Source organism: Pseudomonas synxantha BG33R (genome assembly GCF_000263715.2).
Taxonomy (GTDB): domain Bacteria; phylum Pseudomonadota; class Gammaproteobacteria; order Pseudomonadales; family Pseudomonadaceae; genus Aquipseudomonas; species Aquipseudomonas synxantha_A.
The window spans coordinates 3,380,872-3,401,233 of the sequence record NZ_CM001514.1; the positions used below are offsets into that span (position 1 = coordinate 3,380,872).

15 protein-coding genes are annotated in these 20,362 nt (G+C 61.3%); 10 read left to right on the top strand and 5 right to left on the bottom strand.

The annotated features are described in order from the left end of the window. Nucleotides 1-30: 30 nt before the first annotated feature. The 4 genes from PSEBG33_RS12560 to tpx all read right to left on the bottom strand — a co-directional run bounded on the left by PSEBG33_RS12560 (nt 31) and on the right by tpx (nt 8,263). The gene (locus PSEBG33_RS12560) at nt 31-3,138 is read right to left on the bottom strand and encodes an efflux RND transporter permease subunit (protein ID WP_005788569.1); all 3,108 of its coding nucleotides are present in this window, start codon (nt 3,136-3,138) and stop codon (nt 31-33) included. After that, on the bottom strand, nt 3,135-6,236 hold the full coding sequence (locus PSEBG33_RS12555; RefSeq protein ID WP_005788571.1) for an MdtB/MuxB family multidrug efflux RND transporter permease subunit: 3,102 nt from the start codon (nt 6,234-6,236) through the stop codon (nt 3,135-3,137). The genes PSEBG33_RS12560 and PSEBG33_RS12555 overlap by 4 nt, the downstream gene beginning before the upstream one ends. Continuing rightward, nucleotides 6,233-7,531, bottom strand: a complete 1,299-nt coding sequence (locus tag PSEBG33_RS12550) for an MdtA/MuxA family multidrug efflux RND transporter periplasmic adaptor subunit (RefSeq protein ID WP_005788572.1) — start codon at nt 7,529-7,531, stop codon at nt 6,233-6,235. Before PSEBG33_RS12550 ends, PSEBG33_RS12555 begins: the two co-directional genes overlap by 4 nt. 231 nt (nt 7,532-7,762) lie before the next feature. Beyond that, entirely contained in the window at nt 7,763-8,263 is a 501-nt protein-coding gene (gene tpx / locus PSEBG33_RS12545) for a thiol peroxidase (RefSeq protein ID WP_005788574.1), read from the bottom strand. Nucleotides 8,264-8,422: 159 nt separating this feature from the next. Between tpx and PSEBG33_RS12540 the strand changes: the two genes are divergently transcribed. From PSEBG33_RS12540 to PSEBG33_RS12495, 10 genes are all read left to right on the top strand, one after another. Continuing rightward, nucleotides 8,423-9,712 carry a glycosyltransferase gene (locus PSEBG33_RS12540; protein WP_005788576.1) on the top strand — a complete coding sequence of 430 codons (1,290 nt, stop codon included), beginning with the start codon at nt 8,423-8,425 and terminating at the stop codon, nt 9,710-9,712. Nucleotides 9,713-9,784: 72 nt separating this feature from the next. Next, nucleotides 9,785-10,690: an AraC family transcriptional regulator gene (locus PSEBG33_RS12535; protein WP_005788577.1), complete on the top strand. Its 906-nt coding sequence runs from the start codon at nt 9,785-9,787 to the stop codon at nt 10,688-10,690. A gap of 324 nt (nt 10,691-11,014) precedes the next feature. Beyond that, nucleotides 11,015-11,263: a DUF6124 family protein gene (locus PSEBG33_RS12530; RefSeq protein ID WP_005788579.1), complete on the top strand. Its 249-nt coding sequence runs from the start codon at nt 11,015-11,017 to the stop codon at nt 11,261-11,263. A gap of 200 nt (nt 11,264-11,463) precedes the next feature. Beyond that, complete coding sequence (locus tag PSEBG33_RS12525; RefSeq protein WP_005788580.1) at nt 11,464-12,786, top strand: ABC transporter substrate-binding protein; 1,323 nt, start codon at nt 11,464-11,466, stop codon at nt 12,784-12,786. Nucleotides 12,787-12,963: 177 nt separating this feature from the next. Continuing rightward, nucleotides 12,964-13,854, top strand: coding sequence for a carbohydrate ABC transporter permease (locus PSEBG33_RS12520; RefSeq protein WP_005788581.1), 891 nt, complete (start codon nt 12,964-12,966; stop codon nt 13,852-13,854). 10 nt (nt 13,855-13,864) lie between these two features. Next, nucleotides 13,865-14,695, top strand: coding sequence for a carbohydrate ABC transporter permease (locus PSEBG33_RS12515; protein WP_005788583.1), 831 nt, complete (start codon nt 13,865-13,867; stop codon nt 14,693-14,695). A gap of 22 nt (nt 14,696-14,717) precedes the next feature. After that, a complete protein-coding gene (locus tag PSEBG33_RS12510) occupies nt 14,718-15,821 on the top strand; it encodes an ABC transporter ATP-binding protein (protein WP_005788584.1) in 1,104 nt (367 codons plus the stop codon). A 16-nt stretch (nt 15,822-15,837) separates the two neighbouring features. Further along, nucleotides 15,838-17,319, top strand: a complete 1,482-nt coding sequence (locus PSEBG33_RS12505; RefSeq protein ID WP_005788586.1) for a mannitol dehydrogenase family protein — start codon at nt 15,838-15,840, stop codon at nt 17,317-17,319. Between the two features lie 138 nt (nt 17,320-17,457). Continuing rightward, nucleotides 17,458-18,939, top strand: a complete 1,482-nt coding sequence (gene xylB / locus PSEBG33_RS12500) for a xylulokinase (RefSeq protein WP_005788587.1) — start codon at nt 17,458-17,460, stop codon at nt 18,937-18,939. A 12-nt stretch (nt 18,940-18,951) separates the two neighbouring features. Continuing rightward, nucleotides 18,952-19,911 (top strand): carbohydrate kinase family protein, encoded by a 960-nt coding sequence (locus tag PSEBG33_RS12495; RefSeq protein WP_005788588.1) that lies wholly within the window; start codon nt 18,952-18,954, stop codon nt 19,909-19,911. 45 nt (nt 19,912-19,956) lie between these two features. Here the strand turns inward: PSEBG33_RS12495 and PSEBG33_RS12490 are convergent, their stop codons facing one another. Next, entirely contained in the window at nt 19,957-20,226 is a 270-nt protein-coding gene (locus PSEBG33_RS12490) for a DUF1652 domain-containing protein (RefSeq protein WP_005788590.1), read from the bottom strand. Nucleotides 20,227-20,362: the final 136 nt, after the last annotated feature.

Genomic DNA, 20,362 nt, shown 5'->3' on the forward strand with positions numbered 1-20,362 from the left:
TCCCTCGCCACAATAATTTGGTTGAATCGGTCATAGCGCAGTGTCCAGGGCAGCATCGGTACGCACGCCGCGCCAGGCATTGAAGCGGTGGCGCGCGCGGTCGAGATAGAGGTAGACCACCGGGGTGGTGTAAAGGGTCAGGATCTGGCTGAAGACCAGGCCGCCAATAATGGTCAGGCCCAACGGATGGCGCATTTCCGCGCCATCGCCGGTGCCGAGCAGCAACGGCAAGGCGCCGAGGATGGCGGCCAGGGTGGTCATCAAAATGGGTCGCAGGCGTAGCAGACAGGCGCTGCGGATCGACTCCAGCGGGCTCATGCCGTCGTTGCGCTCCAGTTGCAGCGCCAGGTCGATCATCAGGATCGCGTTTTTCTTCACCACACCGATCAGCAGGAACAAGCCCAGCAACGAAATCAGACTGAACTCGCCGCCCAGCAGGTAGATCGCCAGCAACGCGCCAACACCCGCCGACGGCAGGGTCGACAGAATGGTCAGCGGGTGGATATAGCTTTCATACAGAATGCCCAGCACCAGGTACACCGCCACCAGCGCACCGAGAATCATGAACGGCTGGCCCTTCTGCGTGGCCGCAAAGGCGTCGGCGGTGCCGGCCATCTTGGCGATCACATCTTCAGGCAGGCCGACCTTGGCAATCGCTCGTTCGATGGCCGCGGTGCCCTGCTCTACCGTCACCCCGGGCGCCATATCGAAGGCGATGTTTTCTGAAGCGAACTGGCCTTCATGGCTGACGCGATCGTCGGCCAGGCTGTTCTCGTAATGGGCAATGGTCGACAACGGCACCCGCGCACCATCGGCAGTAATCACCTGCACCTGGTTCAGGGTGATCGGGTCCTGGGCATACTTGGGGTTGACCTCCATCACCACCTGATACTGGTTGAGGCTGTCGTAGATGGTGGAAATCTGCCGCTGGCTGTAGGCGTTGTTGAGTACCGACGTGACCATGTCCATGTCGATGCCCAGACGCTTGGCCTGGTCCCGATCGACGATCAGCGTGACCTGCGCCGCGCCCCGGCCTTCGCGAGCGTCGATGGCAGTCAGCTCGGGCAACTCACGCATCGCCGCGACCACTTTCGGGTACCACAGGCGCAACGCGGCCAGGTCGCCGCTTTGCAGGATGTAGGAATATTGCGCGCTGGTCTGGTCGCGGCTGCCGCCGAACTGCAGGTCCTGGTCGGCCATCAGGAACAGGCGCCCGCCCGGTACCAACGGCACCTCTTTGCGCAGACGCTCGATCACCGCCTGGGCAGAGATCTTGCGTTCACTGATGGGTTTGAGGCGCACCAGCATCACTGCGTTGTTAGTGCCTTGGTTGCCACCGATAAAGCCGGCCACGCTGAGCACCGCCGGGTCCTTGAGCACCGCCTGGCGAAAGACTTCCATCTTCGGCTGCATCACGCTGAACGACAGGCCATCGTCACCGCGCACAAACCCGATCAATTGGCCGGTGTCCTGCTGAGGCATGAAGGTTTTTGGCACCACCACATACAGTGCGATATTCACGCCCACGGTGATCAACAGGCTGAGCAGGGTCAGGCGCCGGTGGCGCAATACCCAGTCCAGGCTGGTGGCGTAGCCGGCGACCATGCGGTCGTTGACCTTCTGGCTCCAGCGCTGCAAACCGGTCTGCCGGGTCTTGTCATGAGGCTTGAGCCAGCGGGCGCAGAGCATCGGCGTCAAGGTCAGCGAGACAATCAGCGAGACGATGATCGCCGCCGACAAGGTGATGGAAAACTCGCGAAACAGGTTGGTGACAATCCCGCCCATGAACAGGATCGACAGGAACACCGCCACCAGCGACACGTTCATCGACAACAAGGTAAAGCCGACTTCTTCGGCACCCAGGTACGCCGCCTTCATCGGCGGCACACCCTCGTCGATGTGCCGGGAAATGTTCTCCAGCACCACGATGGCATCGTCCACCACCAACCCGGTGGCCAAAATCAGCGCCATCAACGAAAAGTTGTTCAGCGAAAACCCGTACAGGTACATCACCGCGAAGGTGCCCACCAGCGACACCGGCACCGCCAGGGTCGGGATCAGCGAAGCACGGAAGTTACCCAGGAACAGGTACACCACCAGAATCACCAGGCCCACGGCAATCAGCAGGGTCATTTCCGCTTCATGCAGGGTGGCAGTGATCACTGGCGAGCGGTCCATGGCCAGGCTGAGCTTGACGCTGGACGGCAGCACCGCCTGCAATGCCGGCAACTGGGCCTTGATCTGCCTGACCGTTTCAATGATGTTGGCGCCGGACTGACGGTTGATCACCAGCAGCACTGCCGAATCATTATTGAAGAAGCCACTGTTGTAGCGGTCTTCCACACCATCGGTGATCTTCGCCACATCGCCCAGGCGCAGGGCCGCACCGTCCTGGTAGCGGATCAATAGCGGCGCGTAGTCCTTGGCTTTTTCCAGCTGGTCGTTGGCCTGGATCTGCCAATTGCGCTCAGCGTCTTCCAGGGAGCCCTTGGGCCGGCGCTGGTTGGCATTGGCGATAGTATTGCGCACATCGTCCAGGGCCACGCCGTATTGGTCGAGGGCCTTGGGCTCCAGCTCGATGCGCACCGCCGGCAGGGAACTGCCGCCGATCTGCACTTCGCCCACGCCTGGCACCTGGGACAGGCTCTGGGACAAGATTGTCGACGCCAGGTCATACAGCTGGCCCTTCTGCAGCACGTCGGAGGTCAGCGACAACACCATGATCGGCGCCTGGGACGGGTTGATCTTCTTGTAGGTGGGCATGCTGCGCATACCGCTGGGCAACAGGTTGCGCGAAGCGTTGATGGCCGCCTGCACTTCCCGCGCCGCACCGTTGATATCGCGGTCGGAATCAAAGGCCAGGATCACCCGAGTCGAGCCCTGGCTCGAAGAACTGCTCATGGTGGTGATGCCGGCAATCGAACCGAATGAACGCTCCAGTGGCGTCGCCACGCTGGACGCCATCACCTCGGGGCTGGCGCCGGGCAAGCTGGCCGACACCACGATCACCGGAAAGTCGATCTGCGGCAGCGGCGACACCGGCAACAGGTTGAAGCTGACGCCACCGAGCAGCATGATCGCCAGGCTCAGCAGCATGGTTGCTACCGGCCGGCGAATGAAAGGTCCGGACAAGTTCATGGCTCAACCGGCTCCAGGCGTTGCGGCTCTTTGCGCCAGCGCCTGCCAAGGCGATCGAAGTACAGGTAGATCACCGGCGTGGTGAACAGCGTCAACACCTGGCTCACCAGCAAGCCACCGACCATCACCAAACCCAGCGGTTGGCGCAACTCCGCGCCGGAACCGCTGGCAAGCATCAGCGGTACCGCACCGAACAACGCGGCCAGGGTAGTCATCAGGATCGGCCGGAAGCGCAACAGCGCCGCCTGGTAAATCGCCGTCTGTGGGTCCAGGCCCTGATTACGCTCGGCGTCGAGGGCGAAGTCGATCATCATGATCGCGTTCTTTTTCACGATACCGATCAGCAGGATGATGCCGATGATCGCGATCATGCCCAGGTCATTGCCACTGAGCAGCAGGGCCAGCAAGGCCCCCACCGCCGCCGACGGCAGGGTCGAAAGGATGGTGATCGGGTGGATATAGCTCTCGTAGAGCACGCCGAGCACGATGTACATGGTAACCACCGCCGCCAGGATCAGCAGCAAGGTGCTCGACAGCGACGCCTCGAACGCCTGGGCGGCACCCTGGAACTGGGTTTGCACGCCCACCGGCATGCCAATGTCCTTCTGGGTCTGGTTGATCAGCTCCACACCCTTGCCCAGGGCGACGCCGGGGGCCAGGTTGAACGACATCATCACCGCCGGGAACTGGCCGATATGGGCAATTGCCAACTGCGCCTGGCGCTGCTCGACATGGGCCAGGCTCGACAGCCGCACCTGGCCGCCGTCGGTGGTCTTCACATGGATCTGGTTGAGCGCGGCCGGGCCGAGGGTTTCGCCGGACTGGGCCTGCAGCACCACGCGATATTGGCTGGCCTGGGTATAGATGGTAGAGATCTGCCGTTGGCCAAAGGCGTCATACAACGCGTCGGTAATGGTCGAAACACTCACACCCAGGCGCGAGGCCGCGTCGCGGTCGATCACCAGGTACACCTGCAAGCCTTTGTCCTGCAAGTCGCTGGCAACGTCGGTGAGTTCCGGCTGTTGACTGAGGGCGTGCACCAGCTTGCCACTCCACAGTGCCAGCAACTCGGCGTCCGGCGACGACATGCTGAACTGGTACTGGGTACGGCTGACGCGGTCCTCGATGGTGAGGTCCTGCACCGGCTGCATGAACAGGCGGATGCCCACCAGCTTGTCGATTTGCGGTTGCAAGCGGGTGATCACCTCGGCTGCGCTCAAGTCGCGCTGGCCGTGGGCCTTGAGGTTGATCAGCAAGCGGCCACTGTTGAGGGTGGCGTTATCGCCGTCCACACCGATGTAGGACGACAGGCTCTGGACCGCGGGATCAGCAAGGATGATCTTCGCCAGCTCCTGCTGACGCTGGCTCATCGCCGCAAAGGAAATCGACTGCGGCGCTTCGGAAATGCCCTGGATCACCCCGGTGTCCTGCACCGGAAAAAAGCCCTTGGGCACCACCAGGTACAGCACCACCGTAAGCCCCAGGGTAGCGATGGCCACCAGCAGGGTCAGCGGCTGGTGCTTGAGCACCCACTGCAACTTGCGGCCATAGGCCTGGATCAGCCAATCGATCCAGGCGCCGCTGGCCTTGTAGAAACGTCCCTGCTCTTCTTCCTTCGGTTCGCGCTTGAGCAAGCGCGCGCACATCATCGGCGTCAGGGTCAGGGACACAACCAGCGAAATCAGGATCGCCACCGCCAGGGTGATGGCGAACTCGCGGAACAGCCGCCCGACCACGTCAGCCATGAACAGCAGCGGGATCAGTACCGCAATCAGCGAGAAGGTCAGGGATATCAGGGTGAAACCGATCTGCTTGGCGCCCTTGAGCGCGGCGGCCATCGGCGTCTCGCCTTCCTCGATATAGCGCGAGATGTTCTCCAGCATCACGATGGCGTCGTCCACCACAAACCCCGTGGCGATGGTCAGGGCCATCAGCGTCAGGTTATTGATGGAGAAACCCGCCAGGTACATCACGCCAAAGGTACCCACCAGAGACAGCGGCACGGCAATGGACGGAATGATCGTGGCGCTGACCCGACGCAGGAACAGGAACGTCACCATCACCACCAGGGCGATGGCAATCAGAAGCTCGTGTTGTACGTCTTTCACCGAGGCGCGGATGGTCTGGGTACGGTCGGTAAGCACCGTCACGTCCAGGCCGGCCGGCAGGTTGTCGGTGATGCTCGGCAGCAGCGCCTTGATACGGTCGACTACCTCGATCACGTTGGCGCCCGGCTGGCGCTGGATGTTGAGCAGTACCGCCTGGTTTTCGTTGGCCCAGGCCGCGAGGCGTTCGTTTTCGGCGCCGTCGACGATCTGCGCCACATCCTTGAGGCGCAACGGTGCGCCATTGTTGTAGGCCAGGATCAGCTCGGCATATTGCTGGGGTGAGACCAACTGGTCGTTGGCATCGAGCATCGACACGCGGGTGGGGCCGTCGAAGTTGCCCTTGGGCTGGTTGACGTTGGAGGCGGCGATCAGCGCACGCACGTCCGACAGGTTCAAACCATTGGCCGCCAGGGCTTGCGGGTTGACCTTGATGCGCACGGCCTGGCGCTGGCCACCGGCGATGCTGACCATGCCGACGCCGCTGATCTGGGCGATTTTCTGCGCCATGCGCGTATCGACCAGGTCATTGAGCTTGGGCAACAGCATGGTTTTGGAGGTGATCGCGAGGGTCAGCACCGGGGTATCCGCGGGGTTGACCTTGTTGTACACCGGCGGCGCCGGCAAATCCTTGGGCAACAGGTTGGTGGCGGCGTTGATCGCGGCCTGCACCTGCTGCTCGGCAACGTCCATATTGATGTCGAGGTTGAAACGCAGGGTCAGCACCGACGCACCGCCCGAGCTGGTGGACGCCATCTGGGTCAGCCCGGGCATCTGCCCGAACTGACGCTCCAGCGGCGCAGTGACCGCACTGGTCATCACGTCTGGGCTGGCGCCGGGGTACAGGGTCATCACCCGGATCGTCGGGTAGTCCACCTGGGGCAAGGCCGACACCGGCAACAAGCGGTACGAAATGATCCCGGCCAATACAATCGCCAGCATACTCAGCGTGGTGGCGACCGGGCGCAGGATAAACAGGCGTGACAGGTTCATGAACCGACCTTTTGCGCCTTGCCGGCGTCAGCGCCGGTCTCCCCTTTTGCCGCGGGCTTGCCTTGCAGGTGTTCGGTCGGCGTGGTCGGCACTTCCTTGCTTTCGTTGACCACTTCGATTTCGCTGCCGTCCTTTAGGCGGTCAGTGCCTTCCAGCACCACACGATCGCCAGCGACCAGGCCCTCCTTGACCACGGTGTTCTCACCGTCGGTGTCACCCAGCACCAGGGGCTGGACCTTGACCTTGTTGTCACCGTCGAGCTTGTAGACAAAGGTACCGGTGTTGCCGAACTGGATCGCCGCCGACGGCGCCAACACCACGTTATGCAAGGTGTCGGCAAGCAAGTGCACATTGACGAACTGGTTGGGGAACAGCGCCTGGTCCTTGTTATCGAAGCGCGCCTTGAACTTCAAAGTGCCAGTGGTGACGTCGATCTGGTTGTCCAGGCTCTGCAGCACGCCGACCGCCTGTTTTTTCACGTCGCTGCGGTCCCAGGCTTCCACGGGCAGTTTGTTGCCGGCGTGGTAACGGGCAAGTACGGTTTCCAGGGTGTTTTCCGGCAGGGTGAACGCCACGCTGATCGGCTGCGTCTGGGTGATGACCGCCAGGGCGGTGGTGTCATTGGCTGCGACCAGGTTGCCGACATCAAGCTGGCGCAGGCCAACGCGGCCGCTGATCGGCGCACGGATCCTGGTGAATTCAAGGTTGAGCTTGGCATCGTCTACCGCGCCCTGGTTGGTCTTGACCGTGCCCTGGTATTGCAGGACCAGCGCTTCGGCGGTGTCCAGGGTCTGCTTGGCGATACTGTCCTGGGCGTACAGGCCGCGATAACGCTCCACATCGACCTGGGCGTTTTTCAACTGCGCCTGGTTCTGCAGCAATGTGCCCTGGGCCTGGAGCAAGGCGTTCTGGTAGCTGCGCGGGTCGATTTCTGCCAGCAGGTCGCCGGCCTTGACCATCTGGCCTTCTTCAAAGGCGATCTTCACCAGCTCACCGCCCACCCGGCTGCGCACATTAATGGTGTTGAGCGCGGTGACCGTGCCCAGCGCCTTGTAGTACACCGCAAACTCCCCCTGCACCACCGGCGCCACGCGCACCGGCACCGGACCGGTGGAACCGCCGAAGCCCGGGCGCGCCATGCCGGTCTTGCCGGTGTGCCCCGCAGGAGCGTCCTTGTGAGCCGCGCCGCCGGGCCAGAATTTCCAGCACAGGCCGGCGATAACCAGCAGCACAAGCAGGCCAAACAGCCAGCGGCGGGAGTTGCGGGAGGAGGATTGCATGGAGTGATCAACCATTGGGGATGAGAGCTTCTTCTTCGGGAGGCTGAAAGATAAGCACTGGGGGGCGTTTAGAAAAGCACCTTTACCGGCTATTTACCTTGGGCTTACAACTTTTAACGTCTGATCTTAGTCCGCCAGCTATTTCGCTAAACCGCTGACACTCAAATAAAAACGGCCTGGACTAGGCCAGGCCGCAATCATGCATCATACGTGTTACTGCCAAACGACAGTTACGCGCAGAAACAGTTACTTCAATACAGCCAGGGCCGCATCGTAGTTTGGCTCTTCAGCGATTTCCTTGACCAACTCGCTGTGCAGCACGTTGTCGTTTTCGTCCAGTACCACGACGGCGCGAGCGGTCAGGCCTTTGAGCGGGCCGTCGGCAATCGCCACACCGTAATCAACGGCGAAATCCGAATCACGGAAGTCCGAGAGGTTCTTCACGTTTTCCAGGCCTTCGGAGCCGCAGAAACGCGCCTGGGCGAATGGCAGGTCGGTGGAGATGCACAGCACCACGGTGTTGGCCACATCGTTGGCCTGGGCATTGAACTTGCGCACGGAAGTGGCGCAGGTCGGGGTATCAACGCTTGGGAAGATGTTCAGCACTTTGCGCTTGCCGGCAAAGGTGGCCAGGGTGGCGTTGGACAGGTCGCCGGCGGTCAGGGTGAAGTCTGCGGCTTTGGCGCCGACTTTCGGCAGTTCGCCTTCAACCTTGACCGGGTTGCCTTTAAGGGTGACTTGAGCCATGAACGGAATCCTTATGCTGGTTTTTGGTTAAACGAATTCGAGAGGCCGAAGTTAACCACAAAGTGCCGATGCTACCTACCGCCAGACACAAATTGTCATGTCGCCAGGTTGTGGTTTAATTGCGCGCTTTTCGCCTGCCCTTCAAGGAAACCTTCGTCGATGAATCAGCCTGCCACCAAAGTCCTGGTCATTGGTTACGTCTGGCCAGAGCCCCGCTCCTCGGCCGCGGGCGGGCATATGATGCAAATCCTTGAGAGTTTTCTTACGCAAGGTTGGGACATTACCTTCAGCAGCCCGGCGACCATCGGCGAACACAAGGCCGACTTGCCGGCACTTGGCATCGCCGAATGTGCCATTGAACTGAATAACAGCAGTTTCGATGACTTTATCCGCGAACTGGCCCCGGATATCGTACTGTTCGACCGCTTCATGATGGAGGAGCAATTCGGCTGGCGCGTGGAGCAATGCTGCCCCGAGGCCCTGCGCGTGCTGGAAACCTCCGACCTGCAAAGCCTGCGCGACGCCCGCCACCAGCGTTTCAAGGAGCAGGTGAAAGCCAACCCCGACAGCGACGACTTCAGCGCCCTGTTCGCGCCGGCGCTTCAGGACGAGTTCCAGCGCATGGCCGATACCGACCTGGCCAAGCGCGAAATCGCCGCGATTTACCGCTGTGACATCAGCCTGATGATCTCCGACGTGGAAATCCGCCTGCTCACCGAGCAGTTCAAGGTGCCCGCCGCCCTGCTCCACTGGTGCCCGCTGATGTTGCAACCGCCTACCGCCGCGTTTGCGCCGTTTGAAGACCGTGCGCACTTTCTCAGCATCGGCAACTTCCGCCACGCGCCCAACTGGGATGCGGTGCTGTGGATGAAGCACAGCCTATGGCCGCTGATTCGCCAACAGTTGCCGGGCGCGCAGCTGCATATCTATGGCGCCTACACCCCACCCAAGGCCACCGCCCTGCACAACCCGGCACAGGGTTTTCATGTGATGAACTGGGCCGAAGACGCGCTGCAAGTCATGACCGCCGCACGCATCTGCCTGGCACCGTTGCGCTTTGGTGCGGGCATCAAGGGCAAGTTGATCGACGCCATGCTCTGCGGCACCCCCAATGTCACCACCCCGATCGGCGCCGAGGCCATGGGCGATGATCAACCCTGGCCCGGCGTGATCGAACACGACGCCCCGGCCCTGGCCGCCGCTGCCGTGGCCCTCTACCAGGACCACGAGCGCTGGACCCAGGCCCAGGAACACGGGCGCCAACTGCTGGCCCGGCGCTATGACCAGGCTCTGCATGGGCCGGCCCTGGTGGCGTGCCTGGAGCAATGCCGCCGCAACCTTGCCGCCCATCGCCGGGACAACTTCACCGGCAGCATGCTGCGCCATCACGCGCACAAGAGTACCCAGTACATGTCCCAGTGGATCGAGGCGAAAAACCGCAACCTGTAAACACTGCTGCTGGCGAGGTCGTGCGCGACGGGGCATTATCCTACGCAGCGACCACAATAAAGCGACGGCAGCATGACCCGAGCAACGCGCATCACCGACCCTTCCTACGAGTTGATGGACGATCACAATGGTCTGTCCATCATCTATCGCCAACACGGCTTCCCCTGCCCGCTGGTGCGCTGGCACTTTCACAAGGAATACGAGCTGCACCTGATCGTCGCCAGCTCCGGCAAGGTGTTTATCGGTGACTACATCGGCAACTTCTACCCGCAAAGCCTGTTCATCACCGGCCCCAACCTGCCCCACAACTGGATCAGCCAGGTGGAAGACGGCGAAGTGGTCCCCAAGCGCGACATGCTGGTGAACTTCACTGACGAGTTGTTCGAACACGGCAGCCATATCTTCACCGAACTCAAACGCCTGGCGCCGCTGCTCGAACGCGCCCAGTACGGCATCGAATTCCGCTGCAAAAAGACCATCGCCCACGCCATGACCCTCATGCAGCACATCGAAGACGCCCACGGCATGGCGCGACTGGGGCACTTCTTTATCCTGCTGGAGGTGTTGAGCGCCTGTGAGGACTACCAGCTGCTGTCCGGCGTGACCACCCCGCAGCAAGCCGATGAACACAGCATCGACCGCACCAACCGCGCGGTGGACTACATCTTTGCCCACTACGCCCGCGAGCTGCCGCTGGAGGAAGTCGCGGAGTACCTGGGGATGAAACCGACGTATTTTTCCCGTGTATTCAAGCAGGCCACCGGGCGGACTTTTATTGAATTCGTCAATCGGCTGCGCATCAGCAAGTCCTGCGAGTTGCTGGCCGATGGCGACAAGGCCGTGACGGATGTGTGCTTTGAGTCGGGATTCAACAATATCTCCAACTTCAATCGGCGTTTTCAGCAGCTTAAGGGGATGACGCCGTCCCACTATCGACGGTTGGCGGTGCAGCGGTTGACTGAGCAGAATTTGGCTTGAGGTTGATCGTTCGGCAGGCGTCGGGAAACAGAAACGTCTTACAAGGTTTTGAGGTTGTCCCTAGGACACTCAATCTCTAGTCTCCGTACACCGCTGCACACTCAGCGGTCGGGCGTCGCGGCCCGGTTTAATCAGACGCAGAGTGCCATTTCCGCTTTCAGTTGACGTCTTTTTATCGTCTACTGTGCGCCCTTATGGTGGCTGTGCGCGGGATACCTTTGGGTATGCCGGTTTCCTGATTCCGGTCCGCGAACCTGCGTACAGCTACCACCCAATCGCGTCGCGGCGATCAGTGGTAGCTCCACTTAAATCAGGAGTTTCACCATGATCAAACCCACCCCAAATCCCCCAATCGATCCAGCACCCAGTGTGCTGTTCACCGTAAAAGACGGCATCTCCACGCATGACCTACTGGTCAACCTCAGCGAATCCCTAGCCTCTGCCCACGCCCTCACCTGCGATTTCGCCTTTGATCTCGACGGCTCGCGGCGCGAAGGCGCCCTGGGTATTGCCCAGTTGATCGAGGTATCTCGCTTGCTGGCTGAGCGAGCACTGGCTGATATCGAGCGTTAAGCACGGCATTGATCGTCCCCACGCGTCACGGGGACGATCATCGAGTGCAAAAAAGTATCAGTGAGCGTGCGCCCAAGGATTTGTCACAACCCCCGATTCAAGGCTGTAATCAATGCACACTCTTCCTGACTCGTTGCAGGAAGACACAACAACAATAACCGTCCTTCTGTAGCCCCCTGGGCGCGGAAATGGAGTGCGCGATGAAGTTCACAGCAAAAGCTCTGCTTGCCTGTTCCTGCATGACTGCATGCATGACCCTCAGCGCCGTCAGCCTTGGCGCGCAAACCCTGACCATTGCCACCGTCAACAACAGCGACATGATCCGTATGCAAAAGCTCTCGAAAACCTTCGAGGCCGAGCACCCGGAGATCAAGTTGAACTGGGTGGTGCTTGAAGAAAACGTGCTGCGCCAACGCCTCACCACCGACATCGCCACCCAGGGCGGGCAGTTCGACGTGCTGACCATCGGCATGTACGAAGCCGCACTGTGGGGCGCCAAGGGTTGGCTGGAACCGATGAAGGACCTGCCGGCCTCCTACGACCTTGATGATGTGTTCCCTTCGGTACGTGATGGTTTGTCCGTCAAGGGTTCGCTGTACGCCCTGCCGTTCTACGCCGAAAGCTCGATCACCTATTACCGCACCGACCTGTTCAAGGACGCCGGGCTGACCATGCCCGAGCACCCGACCTGGAGCCAGATCGGCGAGTACGCGGCCAAACTTACTGATAAATCCAAAGAGCAATACGGCCTGTGCCTGCGCGGCAAAGCCGGTTGGGGTGAGAACATGGCGCTGATCACCACCCTGGCCAACGGCTTCGGTGCGCGCTGGTTCGATGAGAAGTGGCAACCGCAATTCAATGGCCCCGAGTGGAAGGACGCGCTGAACTTCTACGTCGACAACATGAAGAAATCCGGCCCGCCGGGTGCGTCCAGCAACGGTTTCAACGAGAACCTGGCGCTGTTCAACAGCGGCAAGTGTGCGATCTGGGTGGATGCCAGCGTGGCGGGCTCGTTTGTTACCGACAAGAGCCAGAGCAAGGTCGCCGAGCATGTCGGCTTCACTTTTGCGCCCCACGAGAAGACCGACAAGGGCACCTCGTGGCTTTACTCCTGGAGCCTGGCGATCCCTACCAGTTCCAAGGCCAAGGACGCAGCCAAGGTGTTCACCAGTTGGGCCACTTCCAAGGAATACGGCCAGCTTGTGGCCAAGACCGACGGCATCGCCAATGTGCCGCCAGGTACGCGCCAATCCACCTACAGCGACGAGTACATGAAGGCCGCGCCGTTCGCCAAGGTGACCCTGGAATCACTGAAAGTGGCCGACCCGACCAAGCCGACCGAGAAGCCCGTGCCGTATATCGGTATCCAACTGGTGACCATTCCGGAGTTCCAGGCGATTGGTACCCAGGTCGGCAAGTTCTTCTCCGGTGCGTTGACCGGTCAGCAAACGGTGGATGCCGCCTTGACCGCCGCGCAGACTACCACCGAGCGGGAAATGAAGCGGGCTGGTTACCCCAAGTAACCCAGCTTCACCACCGCTAAGTGTGGGAGCAGGGCTTTTGTGGGAGCTGGCTTGCCTGCGATGCAAACGACTCGGTATATCAGTAGCACCGAGGCGGTGCCATCGCAGGCAAGCCAGCTCCCACAGTGACCGCGCTCCGACGCAGATTCTGTAGGCATCTGACTGGTTCTGATCACCATGAATACACCCGCCAAAAACCGCCTGGCCAACCCCGGCTGGTTCCTTGTCAGCCCCTCGGTGGCCTTGTTGCTGCTGTGGATGATCGTGCCGCTGGGCATGACCCTGTACTTTTCGCTGATCCGCTACAACCTGCTCTACCCCGGCGAAAACCAATTCGTGGGGCTGGAAAACTTCAGCTACTTCATTACCGATTCGGGTTTCCTGCCCGGCGCCACCAATACCCTGTTGCTGGTGGGCAGTGTGTTGCTGATCAGCGTGGTGTTCGGCGTGTTGATCAGTGCGCTGCTGGAAGCCAGTGAGTTCCTGGGGCGCGGCATCGTCCGGGTGCTGCTGATTTCGCCGTTCTTCATCATGCCCACCGTCGGCGCGCTGATCTGGAAGAACCTGATTTTCCACCCGGTGTCGGGGATTCTCGCCGCCGTGTGGAAGTTCTTCGGCGCCGAGCCGGTGGACTGGCTGGCGCACTACCCGCTGCTGTCGATCATCATCATTGTGTCGTGGCAGTGGCTGCCCTTCGCGATCCTGCTGCTGATGACCGCCATGCAGTCCCTGGACCAGGAACAAAAGGAAGCCGCACGCCTGGACGGTGCCGGCGCCATTGCGATTTTCTGGCACCTGACCCTGCCCCACCTGGCCCGCCCGATTGCCGTGGTGGTGATGATCGAAACCATCTTCCTGCTCTCGGTGTTCGCCGAAATCTTCACCACCACCAACGGTGGCCCGGGCTACGCCTCGACCAACCTCGCCTACCTGATCTACAACCAGGCGCTGGTGCAGTTCGACGTGGGCATGGCCTCGGCCGGTGGCTTGATTGCCGTGGTCATCGCCAATATCGCGGCGATCATCCTGGTGCGGATGATCGGCAAAAACCTGACTGACAAGCCTTGAGGGCCGCGCCATGACACTTCAACAATCCCGCCGCCTGCAAAGCCTGCTGCTCGGCACGTTGGCCTGGGCCATCGCGATCCTGATTTTCTTCCCAATTTTCTGGATGGTGCTGACCAGCTTCAAGACTGAAATCGATGCGTTCGCCACCCCGCCGCAGTTCATCTTCACGCCGACGCTGGAGAACTACCTGCACATCAACGAACGCAGCAACTACTTCGCCTACGCCTGGAACTCGGTGGTGATTTCCTTCAGCGCCACCGCCCTGTGCCTGCTGATCTCGGTGCCGGCCGCCTACTCCATGGCGTTCTACGAAACCCAGCGCACCAAGGGCACGCTGCTGTGGATGCTGTCGACCAAGATGCTGCCACCGGTGGGCGTGCTGATGCCGATCTATCTGTTGGCCAAGAGCTTTGGCCTGTTGGACACGCGCATCGCGCTGATCATCATCTACACCCTGATCAACCTGCCGATTGTGGTGTGGATGGTGTACACCTACTTCAAGGACATCCCCAAGGACATCCTCGAAGCCGCCCGCCTGGACGGCGCCACCCTGTGGCAGGAAATGGTCCGCGTGCTGTTGCCGATCGCCAAGGGTGGCCTGGCCTCCACGGTGTTGCTGTCGCTGATCCTGTGCTGGAACGAGGCGTTCTGGTCGCTGAACCTGACCTCGTCGAGCGCTGCGCCGTTGACCGCACTGATCGCCTCCTACTCCAGCCCCGAAGGTTTGTTCTGGGCCAAGTTGTCCGCCGTCTCGACCCTGGCCTGCGCGCCGATCCTGATCTTTGGCTGGATCAGCCAGAAACAGCTGGTGCGCGGTTTGTCCTTCGGCGCCGTCAAATAATAATTCGAAAAGGAGGCCCATCATGGCCAACCTGAAAATCAAGAATCTGCAAAAAGGCTTCGAAGGTTTCTCGATCATCAAGGGCATCGACCTGGAAGTGAACGACAAGGAATTCGTGGTGTTCGTCGGCCCCTCGGGCTGCGGCAAATCCACCCTGCTACGCCTGATCGCCGGCCTGGAAGAAGTCACGGAAGGCACCATCGAGCTGGATGGCCGCGACATCACCGAAGTGACCCCGGCCAAGCGCGACCTGGCCATGGTGTTCCAGACCTACGCGCTGTACCCGCACATGAGCGTGCGCAAGAACATGTCGTTTGCCCTGGACCTGGCCGGTGTCGACAAGAAGCTGGTCGAGAGCAAGGTCAGCGAAGCGGCGCGCATCCTGGAACTGGGCCCGCTGCTGGAGCGCAAGCCCAAGCAACTGTCCGGCGGCCAGCGTCAGCGTGTGGCGATTGGCCGGGCGATTGTGCGCAACCCGAAGATCTTCCTGTTCGACGAGCCGCTGTCCAACCTCGACGCGGCGCTGCGCGTGCAGATGCGCCTGGAACTGGCGCGCCTGCATAAAGAACTGCAAGCCACCATGATCTACGTGACCCACGACCAGGTTGAAGCCATGACCCTGGCCGACAAAGTCGTGGTGCTCAACAGTGGCCGTATCGAGCAGGTCGGCTCACCGTTGGAGCTGTATCACCAGCCGGCCAACCTGTTTGTGGCCGGCTTTCTCGGCACGCCGAAGATGGGCTTTCTCAAGGGTAAGATCACACGTGTCGAAGGCCAGGACTGCGACGTGCAATTGGACGCCGGCACCCTGATCAGCCTGCCGTTGAGCGGCACGACCTTGAGCGTCGGCAGCGCGGTGACCCTGGGCATTCGTCCCGAGCATCTGGAAATCGCCGCGCCAGGGCAAACCACCCTGACCGTCACCGCTGACGTTGGCGAGCGCCTGGGCAGCGACACCTTCTGCCACGTCATCACCGCCAATGGCGAACCGCTGACCATGCGTATTCGCGGCGACATGGCCAGCCAGTACGGCGAGACGTTGCACCTGCACCTGGACCCGGCGCACTGCCATCTGTTCGACACCGACGGCGTAGCGGTGGCCCGCCCACTGCGCGCTGCCGCCTGATCCCGAGTATTTCCCGATGAAACTGAATAGAGCCAACCTCACGCAGCTGGCGCCGGAAGTGAAAACCCCGGCCTACGCGATTGCCGACACCCGCCAGGGCATCGCCCATATCGGCGTCGGCGGCTTCCACCGTGCGCACCAGGCGTATTACACCGACGCCCTGATGAATACCGGCGAAGGCCTGGACTGGGGCATTTGTGGCGTGGGCCTGCGTGCCGAGGACCGCAAGGCCCGCGACGATCTGGCCGGCCAGGATTACCTGTTTACTCTGTACGAACTGGGCGATACCGACGACACCGAAGTGCGCGTCATCGGCGCCCTCAGCGATATGCTGCTGGCCGAAGACAGCGCTCAGGCGTTGATCGACAAACTGGCTGACCCGACTATCCGCATCGTCTCGTTGACCATTACCGAGGGCGGCTACTGCATCGATGACAGCAACGGCGAATTCATGGCCCACCTGCCACAGATCCAGCATGACCTGGCGCACCCCAAGACCCCTGAAACCGTGTTCGGTTTTATCTGCGCAGCGCTCACCCAACGCCGCGCCGCCGGCACTGCGGCATTTACCGTCATGTCCTGCGATAACCTGCCGCACAACGGCGCCGTCACGCGCAAGGCACTGCTGGCCTTCGCCGCGCTGCACAACGCCGAGCTGCATGACTGGATCAAAACCAACGTGAGCTTCCCGAACGCCATGGTCGACCGCATCACGCCGATGACCAGCACCGCCCACCGCCTGCAACTGCATGATGAACATGGCGTCGACGATGCCTGGCCGGTGGTGTGCGAACCGTTTGTGCAGTGGGTACTGGAAGACAAGTTCGTCAACGGTCGCCCGGCCTGGGAGAAGGTCGGCGTGCAGTTCACCGATGACGTCACGCCTTACGAAGAGATGAAGATCGGCTTGCTCAACGGCAGCCATCTGGCGCTCACCTACCTGGGGTTTCTCAAGGGTTATCGGTTTGTCCACGAGACCATGAACGACCCGCTGTTCGTGGCGTATATGCGTGCGTACATGGACCTGGACGTTACGCCGAACCTGGCGCCGGTGCCAGGCATCGACCTGACGGCGTACAAGCAGACGCTGGTGGAGCGCTTTTCCAACCAGGCGATTGCCGACCAGTTGGAACGGGTGTGTTCCGATGGTTCGTCGAAGTTTCCCAAGTTCACCGTGCCGACCATCAATCGCCTGATTGCCGATGGGCGCGAGACTGAGCGCGCTGCGCTGGTGGTGGCGGCCTGGGCCTTGTATTTGAAGGGGGTGGATGAAAATGGCGTGCGTTACAAGATCCCCGATCCACGGGCCGAGTTCTGCCAGGCGCTGGTGACGGATGACGCGCTGATCAGCCAGCGCTTGCTGGGGGTAGAGGAGATTTTTGGCGTGGCTATTCCCAAGTCGGCGGAGTTTGTGGCAGCGTTCGAGCGGTGTTATGCAAGCTTGCGTGACAAAGGCGTCACCGAAACCCTGAGGCAACTCCTGAAGAAACCGGATTAAAACTGTGGGAGGGGGCTTGCTCCCGATAGCGGTAGGTCAGAGAAAGGTATTTGACTGACACTCCCTCATCGGGAGCAAGCCCCCTCCCACACTTGACCGGGTTACCAATCCAAAAATAATACTGCTGAGCACTCCATCATGACCCAGCACAACCTGTTCCTCGGAATCGACTGCGGCACCCAAGGCACCAAGGCCATCGTCCTCGACGCCTCCAGCGGCAAGGTGCTGGGCCTGGGCGCCGCCGCGCATACCTTGATCAGCGGCACCAACGGCCGCCGCGAGCAACACACCCAGGAATGGCTGGACGCCTTCACCGAAGCCACCCACCGCGCCCTGCAACAAGCCGGGGTGGACGGCCAGGACATCCTTGGCATCGGCGTGTCCGGCCAGCAGCACGGCCTGGTGTTGCTGGACGAACAAGGTGAAGTACTGCGCCCGGCCAAGTTATGGTGCGACACCGAAACCGCGCCAGAGAACGAGCGCCTGCTGGCACACCTTGGCGGCGAAAGCGGCTCCCTGGAGCGCCTGGGCGTAGCCATCGCGCCGGGCTACACCGTCTCCAAACTGCTCTGGACCCGCGAACAGCACCCGGACGTATTTGCACGCATCGCCCATATCCTGCTGCCCCACGACTACCTCAACTACTGGCTCACCGGTCGCGCCTGCGCCGAGTACGGCGACGCCTCGGGCACCGGTTACTTTGACGTGCGCAGCCGCACCTGGGATGTGGCGCTGCTCAGGCACATCGACCCCAGCGGCCGCCTGGAGGCAGCGCTGCCGCAGTTGATCGAAGCCGACCAGGCGGTGGGCACGATCCTGCCGGCCATTGCCGAGCGCCTGGGGATCAACCCCAACGCCGTGGTGTCCAGCGGCGGCGGCGACAATATGATGGGCGCCATCGGCACCGGCAATATCGCTCCCGGCGTGATCACCATGAGCCTGGGCTCATCGGGCACCGTGTATGCGTTTGCCGACCAGCCCAACGTCAGCCCGCAGGCGTCGGTAGCGACCTTTTGCTCGTCCAGTGGCGGCTGGCTGCCACTGATCTGCACCATGAACCTGACCAACGCCACCGGGGTGATCCGCGAGCTGTTCGAACTCGACTTGCAAGCGTTCAACGCCCTGGTCGAGCAAGCCCCGATTGGCGCCGAGGGGGTGAGCATGCTGCCGTTTCTCAATGGCGAACGCGTGCCTGCCCTGCCCCACGCCACCGGCAGCCTGCACGGTCTGACCATGACCAACCTGACCCGTGCCAACCTGTGCCGCACCGTGGTCGAGGGCACCACCTTCGGCCTGCGCTATGGCCTCGACCTGCTGCGCCAGACCGGCCTGCAAAGCCAGAGCATCCGCCTGATCGGCGGCGGTTCGAAAAGCCCGGTGTGGCGGCAGATGGTCGCCGATATCATGCACACCGAAGTGGTGTGCACCGAACAGAGCGAAGCCGCCGCCCTTGGCGCGGCAATCCAGGCCGCCTGGTGCCAGAGCGGCGAACCCTTGGCCAGCCTGTGCGACAAATGTGTGAGCGTCGACCCGGCCAGCCGTACCTTGCCGGCAACCGAGAGTGTCAGCGCCTATCAACAGGCGTATGAGCGTTATCAACAGCACGTGGCATCCCTTTAAGAGCGAACGACTATGTATTTGGTGTGTGGTGAGGCGCTGTTTGATTTTTTCAGCGAGGAGGATGCCAGCGGGCAGGCCGCCAAAGTCAATTACAAGGCGATTGCCGGGGGCTCGCCCTTCAATGTGGCGGTGGGCCTGCGCCGTCTGGGGATTGAAGCCGGGTTGTTCGGCGGCCTGTCCAGCGACTTCCTCGGCCGGCGCTTGTTGCAGGTGCTGAAAAATGAAGGGGTCAGCGAGCAGTTCCTGGTGGAATTCGCCGCGCCGACCACGTTGTCGATGGTCGCTGTGGGCGCCAATGGCTCACCGCAGTACAACTTCCGTGGCGAAGGCTGTGCGGATCGGTTGCTGGAAGTCGCGCATTTGCCGGTACTGGGCGATGAGGTGCGCGGGCTGCATATCGGCTCGTTCTCACTGGTGGTGCAACCGATTGGCGACACCCTTCTGGCGCTGGTCAAGCGCGAAAGCGGCAAGCGCCTGATCAGCCTGGACCCTAACGTGCGCCTTAACCCGCAGCCGGACATCCAACTATGGCGTGATCGCGTCGCCGAACTGGTCACACATGCCGACCTGATCAAGGTTAGCGATGAGGACCTGCACCTGCTCTACCCCGACCAGTCACCCGAAAGTGTGCTGCAAGGCTGGCTGCAACACCGCTGCCAACTGGTGTTCCTCACCCGCGGCGGCGACGGTGCCAGCGTGTTCAGCCGTGAGCACGGCAACTGGTCGGCACCGGCAGTCAAGGTGGTAATGGCCGACACGGTCGGCGCCGGGGATACTTTTCAGGCGGCATTGATTGCCTGGCTGACCGAGCATCAGCTTGATTCAGTGACTGGCCTGCAACAGCTCACGCGCGCGCAGATTGATAACATGCTCGGCTTTGCGATTCGGGCTGCCGCGTTGACCTGTACCAAAACCGGCCCCGACCTGCCGTACCGTCACCAACTGACGGACGCGCACATTTCGCGCAATTGAGCGAACCCGTTGTTGTAGGAGCGAGCTTGCTCGCTCCTACAGTGGCTAGTGATAACCGCGCCCGCCTGCTCGTTGCGGAGCCGGGGCATGGCTGTACTTGAGATCTTCACGCAACCCCGTGATCAGGTTGCAAATGGCTCGGCTGCTGTCGAGCTTATCGGCATTGATGCCTTTGACTTCCAAATCCACTCGATCACGGTTGCGCTCGTCATAGACTTTGATCGTCAGCGAAGCATCTTCGGCCTTGGTGCATTCACACCGTTTGGGCAGGAAACTTCCTTCAATAATGCTGCGCAACTCTAATTCCGAAAGCATGGTCAACTTCTCCATTTTCAAGACTGCCAACAGATTTTTTATGGGTCATGCAGGCACTTGCCAGCCTTGGAAAGTGCCCTCAACCACCAAGCCTACTCGGCTAAATCAAGCTGCGTTGTAACCATTCCTCATAAGC

Excerpts from the sequence above, each read along its gene's own strand:
- PSEBG33_RS12560 (WP_005788569.1), bottom strand. The coding sequence starts at position 3,138 with ATGAACTTGTCCGGACCTTTCATTCGCCGGCCGGTAGCAACCATGCTG.
- PSEBG33_RS12555 (WP_005788571.1), bottom strand. The coding sequence starts at position 6,236 with ATGAACCTGTCACGCCTGTTTATCCTGCGCCCGGTCGCCACCACGCTG.
- PSEBG33_RS12550 (WP_005788572.1), bottom strand. The coding sequence starts at position 7,531 with ATGGTTGATCACTCCATGCAATCCTCCTCCCGCAACTCCCGCCGCTGG.
- tpx (WP_005788574.1), bottom strand. The coding sequence starts at position 8,263 with ATGGCTCAAGTCACCCTTAAAGGCAACCCGGTCAAGGTTGAAGGCGAA.
- PSEBG33_RS12540 (WP_005788576.1), top strand. The coding sequence starts at position 8,423 with ATGAATCAGCCTGCCACCAAAGTCCTGGTCATTGGTTACGTCTGGCCA.
- PSEBG33_RS12535 (WP_005788577.1), top strand. The coding sequence starts at position 9,785 with ATGACCCGAGCAACGCGCATCACCGACCCTTCCTACGAGTTGATGGAC.
- PSEBG33_RS12530 (WP_005788579.1), top strand. The coding sequence starts at position 11,015 with ATGATCAAACCCACCCCAAATCCCCCAATCGATCCAGCACCCAGTGTG.
- PSEBG33_RS12525 (WP_005788580.1), top strand. The coding sequence starts at position 11,464 with ATGAAGTTCACAGCAAAAGCTCTGCTTGCCTGTTCCTGCATGACTGCA.
- PSEBG33_RS12520 (WP_005788581.1), top strand. The coding sequence starts at position 12,964 with ATGAATACACCCGCCAAAAACCGCCTGGCCAACCCCGGCTGGTTCCTT.
- PSEBG33_RS12515 (WP_005788583.1), top strand. The coding sequence starts at position 13,865 with ATGACACTTCAACAATCCCGCCGCCTGCAAAGCCTGCTGCTCGGCACG.
- PSEBG33_RS12510 (WP_005788584.1), top strand. The coding sequence starts at position 14,718 with ATGGCCAACCTGAAAATCAAGAATCTGCAAAAAGGCTTCGAAGGTTTC.
- PSEBG33_RS12505 (WP_005788586.1), top strand. The coding sequence starts at position 15,838 with ATGAAACTGAATAGAGCCAACCTCACGCAGCTGGCGCCGGAAGTGAAA.
- xylB (WP_005788587.1), top strand. The coding sequence starts at position 17,458 with ATGACCCAGCACAACCTGTTCCTCGGAATCGACTGCGGCACCCAAGGC.
- PSEBG33_RS12495 (WP_005788588.1), top strand. The coding sequence starts at position 18,952 with ATGTATTTGGTGTGTGGTGAGGCGCTGTTTGATTTTTTCAGCGAGGAG.
- PSEBG33_RS12490 (WP_005788590.1), bottom strand. The coding sequence starts at position 20,226 with ATGCTTTCGGAATTAGAGTTGCGCAGCATTATTGAAGGAAGTTTCCTG.